Below are 15,422 nucleotides of genomic sequence, written 5' to 3'. Positions count from 1 at the left end.
TCGACAGGGCAGTCTTCGGACACGCTTCAGCGGTGGGCCCGCTCGTGTGCGAAGGAGAACTGAGCCTGTCCGAGGCGGTGTTCGGGGTCGCCGTGACCATCGAGGCGGCGACGGCAGCCTTGACCTGTCGTCGGACACGATGGGCCTCCACCGCGGCGCTGCGCCTGCGGTACGCGGGCGTGGATCTGAGCGACGCGGTCCTGGAATACCCGCTGAGCGTCGTTGCCCGGTCATGGCCCTTCGCCGTGATCGGCGAGGACGTGGCCGGGCAGCGCCTGACGGACCCCCGCGTGCGCGTCCACTCGGTGCAGGGGGTGGACGCCGCGCATCTGGTGCTCACCGATGTCGACCTCACCGAGTGCCGCTTCGCCGGAACCGTCCACCTCGACCAGTTGCGGATGGAGGGGCGTTGCGTCCTGGCGACCACCCCTTCCGGCATACGACGGCGCGGCTGGTGGCCGGTGCGCTGGACACCGCGCAGGACACTGGCGGAAGAACATCACTGGCGTGCCGCCCGCGACACGGCCGCGGACGGCTGGACACCTGCGGACGGGGAGAACGCGTTGGAGCCGGCCGCGCTCGCCGCGGTGTACCGGCAGCTGCGCAAGGCGTCCGAGGACGGCAAGAACGAGCCCGGCGCCGCCGACTTCTACTACGGCGAGATGGAGATGCGCCGCCACGACCCGGACACCCCCCGGGCCGAGCGGGGCCTGCTCGCTCTGTACTGGGCGGTGTCCGGGTACGGTCTGCGGGCCTCACGCGCCCTCGGATGGCTCTTGCTGGCCATGATCGCGACCGTGGCCGTCATGATGCTGTGGGGTTTGCCGAAGGCCAGTCCGAAGCCCGAAAGCACCGGCACCGTCACCGGCCGGAGCATCACGCTGAGGACCGACACGCCTGCTCCGGTCAATCCCGACGGACCGTACCGGAAGCGACTGACGGGCGAACGGCTCGAAAGGTCACTGCGGGTGGTCATCAACTCGGTGGTGTTCCGCAGCAGCGGCCAGGATCTGACCACCATCGGTACGTACACCGAGATGGCCTCCCGGCTCTCGGAACCGGTCCTGCTCGGTCTCGCCGTCCTCGCCGTCCGCGGCCGCGTCAAGCGGTAGCCGAACGGAACACGGAGACGTCCCACTTCGGACGATCACCGTGTCCCGGGGCGGCGATCCGGACGGCGGCCAGGTGGTCTCGAGCAACGGCTGCCCGCCACCGGTAGTGGCCGAGCCGCGTGGGAAGACGTGTCGCACCCCCAAGGGAACGGACGCGACGGCCGCCCGCGTGAGCCCGGTCCGATGGAACCACCGGAGCGCCGGGAGGGCCCGGCCGCCGAAAACCCCGTCGAGCCCCGCGCATCCCCCGCCTACCCTGGCCGCATGCCCCACGCCAAGACCTCGTACGTCTGCCTGCCCTGCCGGGCCTCGTACAAGCAGCCCTATGACCGGGACAGGCCGCAACGCGTCTGCCCCCGCTGTGCGGAGCCGCTGATCCACGTAGGGTCCGCGTTCGCGGCGCCCCGTCGCGGGGACACCGCGGCCTGGCGGACGCTGTCCGTCCTCCTGTACGCGGGCGTCCGCTTCCACATGGGCTGCTGCTGCGGGCCGGGCTACCGTCCGCGCACCCTCCGCGAGGTGCGCGAGCGGATGACGTACGCCGAGCGCACTGGTGAGCCGATCGCCACCGCACTCGCACGCCCTGACGTGCCATGACGGACAACACCGCGCTCGTGCGACTCGTGAGACCGCCGGCCACCCCCGTCCACGCCCGCGGAAACTGGACGGCCGCGGAGAACGTGCTCGGCACGCCGCTGCCCGCCGATTACAAGCGCCTTGTCGAGACGTATGGATGGGGCGAGTTCTGCGACTACCTCAACCTCCGCACACCCTTCGGTACGCGCGAGCACAACCGCCTCGAATGGCAGCGCGGCACGCCGTCGGGTACGCCCGAGAGGGACCGGGAGCGCCACCCGTACCCGCTCCACCCGGCTGCGGGCGGACTGCTGGTCTGGGGCACCACCATCGACGCCGACTGGCTCTGCTGGCTCACCGAAGGGGCACCAGAAAGTTGGCCCGTCGTGGTGTGGAGCCGCGACGGCTGGTACGAGATCCACACCATGGGCGCGGCGGCGTTCGTCGAGGCCTGGGCCGGGGCGCGTCTCGAAACCCGGTTGCTCGTGGACATGGAGCCGGACCTGGGCCCGTGGTTCAACGCCTTCCGGCCCCGCACCCACCGCTGCCTCCGCATCACCGAGGGCCCGTACGCGCACGACCGGCGCCTGGCGATCCTCCGGGACGCCCTGGCTCCGACCGTGGACCGGGGCAGTTGGCGGACGGACGACGGCGACTTCGGCCAGGACCACTGCGCGACAGCCGACACCGACTGGCTGCTCACGTACGACATGTCGCGCCCGCACCAGATCCGGATCTCGTTCCCGCCGGAGGACAGCGAGGCGGCCCGGCAACGTCTCTTGGTCGCCGTAGGGCGGATGCGCTGCGAAGTGCTTCGGATCACCGCGGCCGATGGCCGGCCGCTGCCGACCTGGGACGCCGTCGTCGACGAGAACCCGTAGCAGCGGGCGGCGTTCCGCCAGCACGACTCCCTTGTGAACTCAGTGCGTGGATCACATACTGAGGTAGGGGTGCAGAGGTGCGGCTTGCAAGGCAGGAGCGACCAGTCTGCACCCGCTTGGGTGGGGCTTGAAGGGTGGAGTGCGTTCGCCGTGCTTGATCATCGCCTGGTGCAGACCGCTGTGGTCGGAGGGAAGAACTCCGAACACCCAGTGATCCTGCCCATGGACGCCCGGGAACTCGACCGCTGGCGCAGAAAGCACCCCAATTACTCCTACTGGTGCGGCCTTCAGCTCGGCGGGTGCGGTGGTGAACTGAGCGACCGTCGTTACACCGACAAGGTCTGTCACTTTGCCCACCATCCATCCGCCCCCGTCTGTCACCGTACGGCGAACGGCGAGACGAGTGCCGACCACCTCTTCGTCAAACGTGGAGTGCAGCGCCTGCTGCAACAGCAGAAGATCCGGGGCAAAGCGCATGTACGTTCCTTCGATGCGAGCCGCCCGGGTGGCGCGGTGGACGTCCACCTGCCGGACGGCAACCGCCGGATTCGCTTCCAGATGGCCCACATCGATCTCGACGGATGGCAGCGTTCAGACGCCGAGCTGAGAGCGACCGCCGGTGAGGTGGACTGGGTCATGCCAGGCGTGAGACCGGTCACCCGTGAGCTGGTGGAGCGGCATGGCACGGCACTTTGCCTGCGCCTGCATACGGAGGGCGGGGAACGGCGGGTCGAGATCGGCTCCCTCGGGCGCGGCCGTGATGTGAGGTGGGATGCACTGGAGGCATGCTCGTTCACATCAGCGGGATTGATCATGCCTTCTTCTCAGTCGGTGAGGAGTGAGGAGAATCTGGCGGAGTCGGTGGCGTTTCCGGTCAGCGGCGGCCTCGTGTTCAAACTGGTCGCCCGGGCGAAGGGCCAGTCGAGCACTCCTTTCACCTGGTCCGGGCGGCGCTTGTTCACCGCGCACGTCAAGCCGGCGAACAGTCGACCGATCCGCGCGCTCGTCTCGTTGCCCGTGCACATGGACGGGCTGCTGGTGCGTGACCGTGTCTACCGCTCAGGCGGTGGCGCACGCCTTGTCGTCACGCACGACAGCGACTACCCCTGGGCCGTATTTGTGGAGCGGTGCGACGTGCTCGACAGTGAGGCTGCCCGGAAGACGGGGCTGCTTGCCGAGCCGGCGGTCGAGCGGGACACTCCCGCTTCGGCCTCGGTGCCCGGGCCGCGCAAGGTACGTGCCGTCAACGTGACCGCGGCCGCATCCAAGGAACATGTCGCTGCTCCCCAGGCCAAGGTGAAAGCGGGCGAACCGGCGGCACCGCGACGGGCGAGCGCTCCGAACCCACTCGTGCGGAAGGTCAGTGGCCTGGTGGACGAGTTGCAAGCGCTCCACGGGCTCAGCGGCGAAGACCGGGTCGAGGTCAGACGTCGCGTGCGTAGCGCGGAGAGCTGGATCCGCCAGTACACGTCGCTGAAGAGCTCCGACTTCTGGTCCGGCAAGGCTACGAAGGTGGCAGAGGAGGGCAAGCGGCTCGTCACCCGGCTCGAGAAGCTGTTGAACACGCTGCGGTGATTCCGGCGGTGAGGAGCCTCGCCTTTCTGTCTTTGGTGAACTGCGCCCGTTTCGCGGCGGGTGCAGGCGCGCTCGTCACATACTGGGCCCCATGCTCGTTCCTTCTCTTGCCCTCTCCCCCCTTCAGCACCACCTGTTGCGGGAACTGGACCTCTGCGACCTGCCCGCGCCCGAATCGGAGCCCGCGTCTTACACGGCCCGGGACCTCGACACGGACGCGGTCCGGGACATCCTGCCCACGCTCCTGTGGGCAGGCCTTGTCGAACAACGAGGCGGCGGTCAGGGCACTCTTCGGCTCACCGCGGCCGGCGCGGCAGCTCTTCGTTCCGCAGAGTGCGACGAACTCACCGCGCGCCTCAACGCGGTGGTGTCCTTCTCCGACACTGTCGCGCGAGGTGCCGCGCCCCGCCCGGCCGGGTACGCACTCAAGCGCCTGGCAGAGGGGGCCTGGACCCTGGAGCAGGCGCAGGCTCACGTGGCGGCCGGCGGCGAATAGCCGCGATCATGGCTCATCCGGCCCCCCCGAACTCCAGGACCACGCGACGCCGAGCGAGTGCCGCTTTGGGTTGCGGTGGGAGCACGCCGGCCGATGTGAGGTCTGCCGTGGTCACGACCGGCGAGCTCACGATCTTCGTGGTGATGGCCTGCTGCGCCGGGGCGAGGTCGATCAGCCGACGCAACACGGACAGCAATTCGATGAGCTCCTCCGTCCAGTCGCTCGGCCAGGACGTGACATGGATGTCGTCCAGCGGGCTGGTCTTGCGGCTGGTGGGGGAGGCCTTTCGGTAGCCGAACTACTTCTTGACGATGTGCATGCCGCCGACTTCGTAGTTCCAGACGCCGGGCGGGACTCCGGTGAAGGTGCCCGGCCCGACATGCAGGGTGCCAGTCGCCTCGTCGTACGCCACGGTGTCGGGCACGGCGGTGCCTATTCGAGTCGCGTACCGCACCTGCCGAGGGTCCTCCGGGGCGAACCCGACTCCTTCCTCGCCGGACGCCGCGCCGTCGGGTGGAGTGCCACTGCGACCGTACGTCGCCGCCCAGAGAAACTCGTTGCCGACGCGGACCGCCTCGCTCCACAGGGCCGGGTCGCGGGTGAGGGGCAACCGTACTCCGGCGGTCAGCAGCTCCTCCGCGAAGTGCTCGGTGAAGGCGCTGTGTCCGGCGACGGCCACGGCCACGGCGTAGGCGGCGAGGTCGTGCACGGTCACCTCCTCCACGCCGACACTACCGGCCAGGTACCGGAGGAGGCCGGTGGGCACGTTGGCAGTGCCATCCGGGTGCAGAACGGGATGGACTCGCCCACCCCGGCCGTTGAAGTGGTCCGTGTCCGGCAGCAGCGCGGTTGCCACCAGCGCCGGACCCGTATTGATCACGTGAGTGTGCTGCTGGTTCAGGAACACTTGCCCTGGTAGTAGGGATTCCCACACCTCGGAGCGGGGTCGGTCGATGACGCGGTTGTCTGCGATGAGCCACTGGCGGTCGAAACTGCGCAGACCGATCTGCAACAGCTGCGGGCGGTCATAGGTCTCATCGGCGACAGTCCGGCCGACATGGGGAAAGCCAGGAAGGCCGGGTGGCCGAGAGCCGAGCCCACGGCTGTCGGTTACCTTGAAGAGCAGAGCCTTCACCGCCGGATCCTCCTCACCAATGAGACGAGTCCACCGGCGCATGAGAACGTCAATGGACGGCGAAGTCACCCATGATCGATTTGCTTTGATGCCCGGACTGCCCCATGGGAAGAGCTCGTCCAGCGCGGGATAGTCGTCCCACCCCGACACTGTCGCCGGCGTAAAGGGCCGGATCCCTTCCGCGTGCGCGTCCCGCCACCCGTCGTCGTCGAGCCCCACCTCGCGTAGCTGGGCGAACTTGTCCGCCCGCTTGCCGTGCAGGGCCCGGTAGTGAATTCGGGCGGCAGAGCCTGGCATGTGGTCCGCACGCCGGACGAAGACGCAGATGGACAGCGGCTGGGCGACATGCGGGAACACTCGGGTGGCCACGTCCGAACGCTGTCCCTCCGGCGACAGGTTGATGATCCAACCCTCGTCGCACACCCTGCGCAGATAGTCACGCATGCCCCGCCCGGCCGGACCCGTGGCGAAGGCGGACGGGGTGATGAAGCATACGACTCCGTGCCGGTCGTCCGCGTGGGCGTCGAACACCTTCCACGTCGCCCAGCGCCAGAAGTAGATGTACATGTTCTTGAGCGCGTGTTCGTGACGACCGTTGCCAGGATGCCGGAAGTCGTCGAGAGGCGGGCGGCCCTGACCCTTCACCCGCTTCTCGATCCAGCCGCCGCGGTTCTCCGCCTTGTCGTCGTACGGCGGGTTCGAAATGACCACCGTGACGGGGACGCTGGCCTTCACCCGGTTGGCGCGAGCGCGGGAGACCGACAGTGCCGCATACGTGGAGGCAAGCTGCTCCTCCTGGACGTACGGGTCGTCGAGGGTGTCCGTGACATGGAGGTTGAGGCCGCCCGGCGGGAGCTGGGCACCATGCTTCTTGAGCAGGTCGGCGGCTCGTAGTTCGGCGACGGCGAAGGGGCCCATCTGGAGCTCGAAGCCGTACAGGCGCTTGGCGAGGCGCCCGATCGCGTCGGGCCCCATGGCGTCGCCGTGCCGTCGGACAGCCTGCTGGGCGACCCGCTCGATAATGGTGTGCAGGTAGGTTCCGGTGCCCATCGCCGGGTCGACGATGTGGACGGCTTCATCGCCGTAGCCACGGGCCTTGCCCAGGCGGGAGCGCAGCACTTCCTCGGTGAGGCGGACCATCTCCTCGACCACCTGGTGCGGCGTGTAGTACGAGCCGCTGCGCTGACGCAGGTCGTCGTCGTAGACGGAGAGGAACGACTCGTAGAGGTGGAGGTATGCGTCGCGATTGCCCTGCCTGATCGTCGTCCAGTCGACGGCCTCGACGGTGCGGGCGAGCAGGTCCAGGGTCACCTCGAACCGCTCGTTGACGTTGTCGGTGAGCAACTGGAGGGCCTTGCCCATGAGGGCGTGGCCGGCGTTGAGGCGGCGGCCGATCTCATGGAAGCTCGTTCCCGTGAGCGGGATGCCCTCCGTCCGGGCGAGGAGCAGTGCGAAGGTGACCGTCTGGGCGTAGCCGTCAGCGAAGGTGGCGTCGTCGGCGGTGGGGAAAAGGTACCGTCGCCAGTCGCTTCTGAGGCCGGTGAAGGGGCGGTTGCCGCCGGTGTCGGCTGTGTCGAGCTGGGTTTCCGCCCGCAGCTGTTCCCGTACAGCCTCGCGCAGCAGGCGGCACAGCGGCGCGATGTGCTGCACGAGTACCGCGACTCGCTGTATCTCTGTCGGCTCCCATACCAGCACCGCTTGGGCCAGGGCGTCGAAGGCCGCCGGATTCGCGGCGCTCAGCTTCTCTCCGGCGCTCTTCAACGCGCCTGCCAGCACCACCTCCTCACCGATCTGGACGCCGTACCGGAAGACGCGCCAGTGGGTGCCGTTGGTGTAGAGCAGGTTGGGGAGGTCACGCAGACGCTGCCACTGCCGTCTGTCATGGCCGGTGAAGGTATCAGGGTCGATACTCTTCCCGGGGCGCTTCACTTCGATGTAGCCGGTGATCTCCGCGCCGACGCGCACGGCGTAGTCGGGCCGGACCCCGAGATGCGGTATGCGCGTCTCCGGGTGCCAGGTGACCTCGGGCAGGCCACGGTGAGAGGCGATTGTGCGGAACAACTGCTCCAGAGGACTTCGGATCGCGGCCTCGCGGTCGCCCGGCCCCCCCGAGACTGCGCCTGCATTCCATGCCGAAAACCGAGATGGCGTCCTGCAACCACTGAAGGCGTGCGTCAGCCATGGTCCCCCCAGGCCCCGGGCCCCCGGATGCCGAACGGGGCCATTCCCTCTTGATGGGCAGTATGGGGGCACTGACATCTAAATGGGCAGAGGGCGTACGGGAGTTGGGCTGTCAGACGGCTGCGCTGGATGTGACGCTCAGGGTGTGCTCCCATCAACGAGCGAGCACGCCTCCCTGTCCGCCCTTGCCCCTGGGCGAGTTTTACGTACCCAGGGTGGCAAGGGCGAGCGCCGGGGGCTGCGTCAGCCGTCCAGGCGGACCGGCATCAGCAGCGAGTACGCGTCCTCGTCGTCGGTGCGGCGGATCACGATGGGGGCCGTGGGGGCGCCGAGTTCGAGGATCAGACGGTCACGGGATCCGGCGGTGAGCGCGTCGAACAGGAACTCGCGATTGACCGCGACCTGGGACTCGTCGTCGTCGTCCCCACAGACGGTCACCGTGTCATCTGCAGTCACCTTGAGCACGCTGAGGTCCCATGCCACGCCGTCCTGCTCGCGAACCTCGCCCGCTCGGACGGGGCCGGCCTCCAGGGCCTGCCGGAAGGCGGCGACGTCGACGAGAGCGCGGCGCCCGGCCGGCAGACGGACGAGACGCCGGTAGTCGGGGAATTCGTGACCGAGGCTCTGGCCAGTCACCTGGCGGTCCCCGGCCTCCAGCGTCACGCGGTCACCGTCCACGGTGAGCTGGACGGGTTCTTCTGAGGTCAGCAGTGCCCGCATGGCGTCGACCAGAGGGGCGGGCACGATGGCCTGGACACGTGGGCCGTCGTACCCGGTGGTCGCGGTCCGGGCGATCGCCATCCGGTATCGGTCGGTGGCCACGAAGCTGATCGCCTCGGCCTCGACGTCGAACAGGACGCCGGCCAGCATCGGCATTTCCGGGTCGCCGCCCGCGGCGAACCGGACCGCGGCCAGCGCGGCGGCCACCTCGGGCGCGGAGGCGGACAGCCGGACGGCGGCAGTACGGAGCGATGTCATGGGGATCTCCCTGTCTTCGATCATCCTTCGGAGCGTGGCGAACTCACTGCGGGCATCGGACAACCCCACTTCGAGACGGTGCAGATGGGCCTCGAGCAGCTTCCGCACCAGGTCGGTGTCCGCGCCGGACCAGCCGGCCAGCACGAGCCGGATGTCCGGCAGCGGCATGGCGGCGCGCCGCAGCCGGGCCAGCAACCGGGCCTCTTCGATCTGCTCGGGGGCGTACCAGCGGTAGCCGGTCACCGGGTCCACGTGGGCCGGGACCAGCACACCGGCTCGGTCGTAGAACCGCAGGCTGCTGATGCGCAGGCCGCTGTCCCGGGCGGTCTCGCCGATGCTGTGCATGTCGTTCTCCACGTCCCGAACTCTGGGGCCTGCACCAGGTCGAGGGTCAACTTCGGCCGTGTCCCTCCCAAAAGAATGTTGCTCAGGCCGGACAGTCGGCCTCGGTGGTGGCCGTGCCGTCGAGTCAACTCGGCACTGAGATCGCCGTACGACGGCGGTGCCGCCCCCGCGCGTGCCTGGCCCTTCAGGATGTCGACCACAGCGTCCAGCGCCTGCTCGTACTCCAGGGTGTCCTTTTCATCGCACTCTCTCCCCGCCTCGGCGCTCGGTCTCGCGGCGGATCGAGCCCATGGGGCGTGCGCGGGAATCGACAGGGGTGAACCTAACGATTTCGGCATTCGGTTGTGAACTGTGTGCGCAAAGCTCATACTGGAGGCGCTTCGTGCGGGCAGCATCACGTGGGACCGTTCGACACGGCGGCCGAACTCCGATCAGCAACGTCTCTGGGGCTCACCATGCGTATCACTCGCACCGCGTCCACCGCCGCCGTGGCAGCCGGGCTGCGCTTCCTCCTGGGAGAGCCGGCAGTAACAACCAGTGCCCTTCGTTCGGTAGTTGAACCACGCACGTACAGGGCCGGCAAGCCTGGCTGAGGGTCGCGGCGGGCAGCCACCAGGAGTTCCTCGTCCAGCGGCGCAAAATCACGGGCGCGATCATGCGGGACTGCTTCCAAGCACTCTGACTACTAAGGCGACGACATGACTCTCTCTGCTTACGAACAACGGGAGTGGGACCGACTCCAGAAGCGAAAGGCGGACTCCCTCAACAAGCAGGCGAGAAACCTTCTTCCGCAGCAGGCCAGGGACCGGCTCGCTTCGCTGGGCCAGAAGGCGATGAGCACCCCGGGTGCTGACAAAGTGGCTGCCGCCTACAACGTAGCCGCGAGAGGTCTCGGCAAGGCTGTGGGAGACACCGCAAGCCGGACAGTGAGCAAGAAACGTGTCGTTGAGCAGTATCGACGTGCCGGACACGACATCGCCGGCTTGGACGAGATCCGTGAGCTCGACCTGCAGATCGTCGATGAGGTCGCGAGGCACAACATGGTTCGGTACGGCCACGCGCTTTCCGCAGCGGCAACTGGCCTTGGATCCGCTGCAGCCGTGACAGGCGGAGAGGTCCTCGCCGGTGCCGGAACAATCGCCGGAGCGGGCGCGGGTGCAGCACCCGGAATCGGAACTGTAGCCGGGGCGATGGCCGCCGACACTGCACTGATGCTCGGCCTTGCCACTCGAACGGTCGCCGCCACGGCTCTCTGCTACGGCTACGACCCGAGCGATCCCGAAGAGGAACTCTTCGTGATGTCCGTGATTGCTCTCGGAATGTCCACGGGCACATCGGCGAAGACGGCCGCGTACGCCGAACTGTCCCAACTCACCCAGTTGCTGGCAAGGAACGCTCCTTGGTCCAAGCTGAACGAGAAGGTTCTCACCAAGATCGCCCGAACCTTCGCAGAGAAGTTTATGCAGCAGCTACCGAAAAGGAAGTTCGGGCAGTTCGTGCCCATCGCCGGCATGGCTGTTGGCGCAGGGCTGAGCTACATGCTCATCGATCGAATCGCTGTTTCGGCGCGCGACGCGTATCGCGAACGCTTCTTGATCGAGAAGTCAGACGGCGACCTGACCGGTGCCCCTGACTACGGTGACGCCGACCTCGCGCAGGACGATGACGCGATCGGCGTCATCGAACTGCTCCGGGACGAGGATGCTCTGCCGACGTCCACCCCGTCCGACTCCGAGGACCAGCCGGACAGCTGAGCTCGGCGACCCTCCACCGGCATCCAGGGTGCCCGCGACCTGCGCCTGTCCTGGGCGACGGTAATGGACGCGTTCCGCACGTCGGCGCGCGAAGTTTTCGTCGCCCCGCTGCCTATCGATGCTGGGCGTCGACGAGACCTGGCGGGGCAGGACGAAGTGGAAGCAGGACCCCGGGTACGGCAAGGGGCATCTGTATCGGGCCGGTGGCACACCGGCCCGATATATGGGACGAGGAGCGCATGCCGGGGTCAGGTCAGCCGCTTGCCGTAGTCGAAAAGCGCGGCCTCGACCTGGTCCGGCAGGACCCCCGCCTGCCGTGCGTGGTCATGGGCGAGGGACAGGTACCGGGTGTACTTCGGCGTCGTCCAGCCTGCACCGGGCCACCGAGTGCCGCGATCGGCGGCCCGCAGCGCGCGTGCCACGACGCTGTCCAGGATCAGCGGACGCCACGGACCGACCGGCTGATCGTGACCGGCGAAGTACAGCACCTTGGTGAAGAACGCGGGCCCCAGGTGTGGGATCTTCTGCTCGTTGTTGAACGCGAAGTATGCGTCGACTGCTCCTTGTTGCCGGAGCACCTTCAGTCCGCACTCGAGACGCTCCTCGATGTCCCGCACCGAAGACTTGGGGAAGATCTCTGCCCGGCGGGCGACCGACCGCGCCTTGGTCCCGCTGCCCCACACCAGCGCCGCGACGAGAAGGTGGCGGCGTCCTTCGGCGGTGTCGGCGCGGCGGGCCGTGCCGAACACGGCCCTGCGGTCCACCCGAGGGCGGCCACCCACTTGCGGGCAGTCGTCGAGTTCCGGCGGCCACCAGCCGGCAGAGGGCAGGAGAGACAGCCAGCGGGCGCGGTCGAAGGGAACCGACTGGGCCAGTACGTCGTCGCGGTCGGGGACGGGCTCGTCGTCGGGCAGAAGGGCCATCGGTGCCGTCCTCAACCGCGCCGGGCCAGGTCCAGCGCCGCCGTGTGGACGAACCAGTCCAGCACCTCGCAGACGGCCTCGCCGTGCTCGGCGAAGATGCGGAGCGGGAACGACGGTCGGAGCTCCAGTTTCGCCTCGGGGAGGTCGATGCCGTCGATCTTGTTGAGACGCTGGAGCAACTCCCGGCGCTGAGCCGTGTCGTCGAACGGGGCGCGGTCCTTGAGGTACTGGAAGACCACCTCGACAGTTCCGCTGACGGGGTAGATCCCGAAGGGCCGCAAGAGGTGCGGCTGGTGGCTCGTGCCGGCGTCCAGCATCGGGAAGCAGCTGGTTTCCTCGTGCTTCCCGTAGTGCAGGTGACCTCCCTGGCCGCACCAGAAGTCGAGCGTCGCGAGCAGCCCCGGCGCTGCCTCGGGGCAGTGCTCCTGCAGCTGGGTACGGAAGCGCGCGGCTGCCTCAGTGCTGTCGTCGCCCGGGAGTTGAGCGGTCGGCCCCGACTGAGGGACATCCTTGCCGAGCAGTGTCGCCAGTTCCGCAGCTGTCAGACGCTGCGAACGATGGGCGCGACCCGACGGGTCGAACCGCACGCCTTCGCCGGCCAGTAGTTCCCGCGGGGGCTGCCGGTCACTGCCGTCGGGCCAGCGGAAGGCGGGCGAGACCTTGCCGTCGGCGGTGAGTACCCGATGGGCGCCGATCACGGACGAGTTGGAAGCGAGAAAGTTGCCAACCGGTACCGGGTGGCTGCCGATCAGTTCGGCCACATCGCCGTAGGTCGTCCAACTGCCGCTGGGCATAGCGACCAGTGCGGCGCGCAACTCCGACCAACCGGGCAGCTCCTCACCGGACGGCCTCATCCCGCCGACCGGCCCCGGCCACAGCTGCGTGGCCCGGTCCGCGAGCCGGTCGCCACGGGCCGTGATCTCGGCCCTGCCCCAGCGGTCCGACTCGGCGATCTCCAGGTTCATCCGGAGCGCGCTGGAGTCCAGGATCTGCTGCTTGCGCCGGAAAGGGTGGTTGGACAGCTTTGAGTTCTCCCCGGTCAGGGTGAGATTGCCGAGGGTGTGCACCAACAGATCGTGCAGCTCCTGCGGCGACTGGCCGTTCTCGGTCTCGTCGGCGAGCAGGTCGAACCATGCCTGGGCCGGCCGCTGGGGCAGCACGTGCTCCACGGTGAGGGAGGCCTTTTCGAAATCGACCGGCTCCGACGGCCGGTAGCTCTCCTCCAGACGGCGGAGAATGAAACCGCGCTGCGGTGGACGGCCGCTCCAGTAGAAGGGCTTGCTGCGGATCGCGGAGCGCAGTTCCTCGTCGCTGGGCCAGCGGCGTCGTCGGGCGGACAGGAACCGACGCACCGCTTCGGCGGCCGATCGGTCGGTCTCCAGCTCCTTCGGCGCGTCCATCATGATGCGGTTGATGCCCGCGGTGGGGGTCTGGCAGATCAGTCGTCGTACGAGATACGACTCCACGTAGCGGAGGGCTTCTGCCGCGTCGTCATCGGTCGTGGCGCCGGCGTCGATGAGGTCCAGGAGATGAAGGGCAAGGGGGTAGTGGACCTGCCCGCCCCAGGCCTTGAGGCGTTCCAGGGCGGCACGCAAGGAGCCGGACGCTTCGCGCTGCGGTTCGATGATGCGCAGGAAGCGTTGCCCCCGCTCGGCTAGCTGTGCGATTTCGCGCTGGAGAGCGTCCTCGTCACCGGCAAGGGGCTGAAGCCGCTTCTGCTGCTCCCGGTAGATCTCGCTCTGCTTGGTCTTGTGGTGCCCACGCACGACCAGGTCCGGCCAGACGAGCAGTTCCAGGTTCTTCGGGCCGAGGCTCTGCTGCATCGGCAGCCAGAGCTCCTGGTAGACGCGCTCGCCGCGCTTGGGCAGGAGCATGAAGACGTAGTTGCGCAGCAGGTCGCTCTGGCTGAGGCCGACGCCGGTGTTGTTGATCGACTCGAAGATCCGGTAGACGTTGTCGCCGGGCTCGGCAGTGATCTCCACGATGGAGAGCAGGTCCTTCAGAGCGTTCTCCATCGCCCCGACCCATCGGTCGTCGTCGGAGGTCTCCTCGGCCTCGGCGAGGGCGCCGCGGAAGAAGCGGTACGCCGCGCCGATGTTGTCGCCGCCGCCCGCCTGGGGACTTGAGGCGATGCACGCGTGTACGCCTCGCGGTCCGCCTGCGTGGGCAGCAAGCGGTAGTGGTCGAGTCCCTCATGGAACTCGTTGACGAGGATCTGGCGATGGACCCGGTCCGCCGCCCTGGTGTCGGAGCGGTCCTTGAGGTGGTCGCGAAGCGCGGTGAATGCCAGCATGAGTGTGGTCAGGCGCTGCTGACCGTCCACGACCAGCCATCGCTGTACGCCGCCGGCCTGGATCTGCCCCGGCGCGAGAACCACCGAGCCGAGGAAGTGCGGCGCGGCCGCCTCACCCGCGAGATGCTGGTCGACCAGCTCGCCCACGTCCTCCCACAGCCGCTGCAACTGTTCACGTCCCCAGCTGTAGGTGCGCTGGTAGAGCGGAACCTGGAACTGCTTGTCCCCCTGGACCAGCTTGAGGAAGGTGATCTCCTGCGCGCGCATGCGCTTCCTTTCCGTGCCGGCTCTGCTCGAGCCGTCCCCTGCCGGGGAATGTACGTGAACTCTGTCAAGGATGCGGGTCGTTGCCGCTATGCGAGCGTGTGGAAGTCGGTGTCGGTGCGAGGCCCCTGCGGCGGGACGGCCGGCCGCCGGCTGGAGATCCTCGGCATCGTCTCGTTCGGGGAGCGGCGCAGAAGCTTCATGCTGCGTCCCTCGAGCCATGCGTTCCAGGACTTGAGGTAGTAGAGCAGGTGCTCGCGTGAGTCGTCGCGGCGGCGATGGGTCTTGCCGACGGCGAGGCTCAGCATCGTGTTGCGCAACGTGAGGCGGGGGTCGCCCGGCTCCAGCCAGGCACCCGTGACGACTCCCTCCCGCCATGCGGACTGGTCCACGTCGGGTCGCTCTCGGGACGTCACGTACCAGCCGATCGTCGCTGCCGTGACCGTGATGCGGCAGCCCCGGTTGAGGGCGATGCCGTCGTGCAGGGCGTCACGGACGCCGGGATGTTCCTCCAGCAGGTCCAGCAGCTGATCGTTGCTGGTCACTGACGTTTGCCTCGCCGGCGAGCGCCAGAGCATCGCGGCCGGTGCGTTTGCGGCCTGTGTCCATGACCGTGAAAGCCGTACGGGGCACGCCGCGTGTGACCGTCAACGGCACTCCGGTGCCGGCCTTGACGATCGCGGCGAGCCGGTGCTGGCCGTCGATGAGGACGTCGTCCTCGTCAAAGGCGATGCCCTGGTGGGTGAGTTGCCACTCGCCGCGCTGGATCTGGGCTGCCAGCTGCTGAACCGTGTTCTTGCTGAGCGGCCGGTTGTTGGTGTTGCACGTGAGCCACTTGGCGGCCAGCTCCGGTGTGACCTCGCGAACTTCCATGTGCATGGGGCGTGTTCTGTCCTTCGCTCTCTCGGT

11 protein-coding genes and 1 pseudogene are annotated in these 15,422 nt (G+C 68.2%); 6 read left to right on the top strand and 6 right to left on the bottom strand.

Annotated elements, in window-relative coordinates; all coding sequences use genetic code 11:
- The first annotated feature begins 32 nt into the window (after positions 1-32).
- The 5 genes from ACF08N_RS01510 to ACF08N_RS01490 all read left to right on the top strand — a co-directional run bounded on the left by ACF08N_RS01510 (position 33) and on the right by ACF08N_RS01490 (position 4,640).
- Positions 33-1,112: a pentapeptide repeat-containing protein gene (locus tag ACF08N_RS01510; RefSeq protein WP_392322885.1), complete on the top strand. Its 1,080-nt coding sequence runs from the start codon at positions 33-35 to the stop codon at positions 1,110-1,112.
- A 264-nt stretch (positions 1,113-1,376) separates the two neighbouring features.
- Entirely contained in the window at positions 1,377-1,709 is a 333-nt protein-coding gene (locus ACF08N_RS01505; RefSeq protein WP_392322508.1) for a deoxyxylulose-5-phosphate synthase, read from the top strand.
- A complete protein-coding gene (locus tag ACF08N_RS01500) occupies positions 1,706-2,569 on the top strand; it encodes an SMI1/KNR4 family protein (protein ID WP_392322507.1) in 864 nt (287 codons plus the stop codon). The genes ACF08N_RS01505 and ACF08N_RS01500 overlap by 4 nt, the downstream gene beginning before the upstream one ends.
- Positions 2,570-2,737: 168 nt before the next feature.
- Positions 2,738-4,144, top strand: coding sequence for a hypothetical protein (locus ACF08N_RS01495; protein ID WP_392322506.1), 1,407 nt, complete (start codon positions 2,738-2,740; stop codon positions 4,142-4,144).
- Between the two features lie 91 nt (positions 4,145-4,235).
- Positions 4,236-4,640, top strand: a complete 405-nt coding sequence (locus ACF08N_RS01490) for a hypothetical protein (protein ID WP_392322505.1) — start codon at positions 4,236-4,238, stop codon at positions 4,638-4,640.
- Between the two features lie 298 nt (positions 4,641-4,938).
- On the opposite strand, the gene ACF08N_RS01485 is transcribed toward ACF08N_RS01490, so the two are convergent.
- Positions 4,939-7,836, bottom strand: a complete 2,898-nt coding sequence (locus ACF08N_RS01485; protein ID WP_392322504.1) for a type ISP restriction/modification enzyme — start codon at positions 7,834-7,836, stop codon at positions 4,939-4,941.
- A gap of 363 nt (positions 7,837-8,199) precedes the next feature.
- The gene (locus ACF08N_RS01480; protein WP_392322503.1) at positions 8,200-9,291 is read right to left on the bottom strand and encodes a MerR family transcriptional regulator; all 1,092 of its coding nucleotides are present in this window, start codon (positions 9,289-9,291) and stop codon (positions 8,200-8,202) included.
- 686 nt (positions 9,292-9,977) lie between these two features.
- Between ACF08N_RS01480 and ACF08N_RS01475 the strand changes: the two genes are divergently transcribed.
- Positions 9,978-11,033, top strand: a complete 1,056-nt coding sequence (locus ACF08N_RS01475; protein WP_392322502.1) for an EcsC family protein — start codon at positions 9,978-9,980, stop codon at positions 11,031-11,033.
- A 248-nt stretch (positions 11,034-11,281) separates the two neighbouring features.
- Here ACF08N_RS01475 and ACF08N_RS01470 read toward each other — a convergent pair whose 3' ends face one another.
- The 4 genes and pseudogenes from ACF08N_RS01470 to ACF08N_RS01455 form a co-directional block, all read right to left on the bottom strand.
- A complete protein-coding gene (locus ACF08N_RS01470) occupies positions 11,282-11,956 on the bottom strand; it encodes a hypothetical protein (RefSeq protein WP_392322501.1) in 675 nt (224 codons plus the stop codon).
- Positions 11,957-11,967: 11 nt separating this feature from the next.
- Positions 11,968-14,516, bottom strand: a pseudogene (locus ACF08N_RS01465) (DUF262 domain-containing protein).
- An 86-nt stretch (positions 14,517-14,602) separates the two neighbouring features.
- Positions 14,603-15,058 (bottom strand): hypothetical protein, encoded by a 456-nt coding sequence (locus ACF08N_RS01460; protein ID WP_392322500.1) that lies wholly within the window; start codon positions 15,056-15,058, stop codon positions 14,603-14,605.
- The gene (locus ACF08N_RS01455) at positions 15,003-15,392 is read right to left on the bottom strand and encodes a hypothetical protein (RefSeq protein WP_392322499.1); all 390 of its coding nucleotides are present in this window, start codon (positions 15,390-15,392) and stop codon (positions 15,003-15,005) included. The genes ACF08N_RS01460 and ACF08N_RS01455 overlap by 56 nt, the downstream gene beginning before the upstream one ends.
- Positions 15,393-15,422: the final 30 nt, after the last annotated feature.

It is taken from the genome of Streptomyces sp. NPDC015127 (assembly GCF_043080095.1).
Lineage (GTDB): Bacteria > Actinomycetota > Actinomycetes > Streptomycetales > Streptomycetaceae > Streptomyces.
This window is presented reverse-complemented; position numbering and strand designations above follow the sequence as displayed.

Coding starts and splice junctions, on each gene's coding strand:
- ACF08N_RS01505 (WP_392322508.1), top strand. CDS start 1,377: ATGCCCCACGCCAAGACCTCGTACGTCTGCCTGCCCTGCCGGGCCTCG.
- ACF08N_RS01500 (WP_392322507.1), top strand. CDS start 1,706: ATGACGGACAACACCGCGCTCGTGCGACTCGTGAGACCGCCGGCCACC.
- ACF08N_RS01490 (WP_392322505.1), top strand. CDS start 4,236: ATGCTCGTTCCTTCTCTTGCCCTCTCCCCCCTTCAGCACCACCTGTTG.
- ACF08N_RS01475 (WP_392322502.1), top strand. CDS start 9,978: ATGACTCTCTCTGCTTACGAACAACGGGAGTGGGACCGACTCCAGAAG.
- ACF08N_RS01470 (WP_392322501.1), bottom strand. CDS start 11,956: ATGGCCCTTCTGCCCGACGACGAGCCCGTCCCCGACCGCGACGACGTA.
- ACF08N_RS01455 (WP_392322499.1), bottom strand. CDS start 15,392: ATGCACATGGAAGTTCGCGAGGTCACACCGGAGCTGGCCGCCAAGTGG.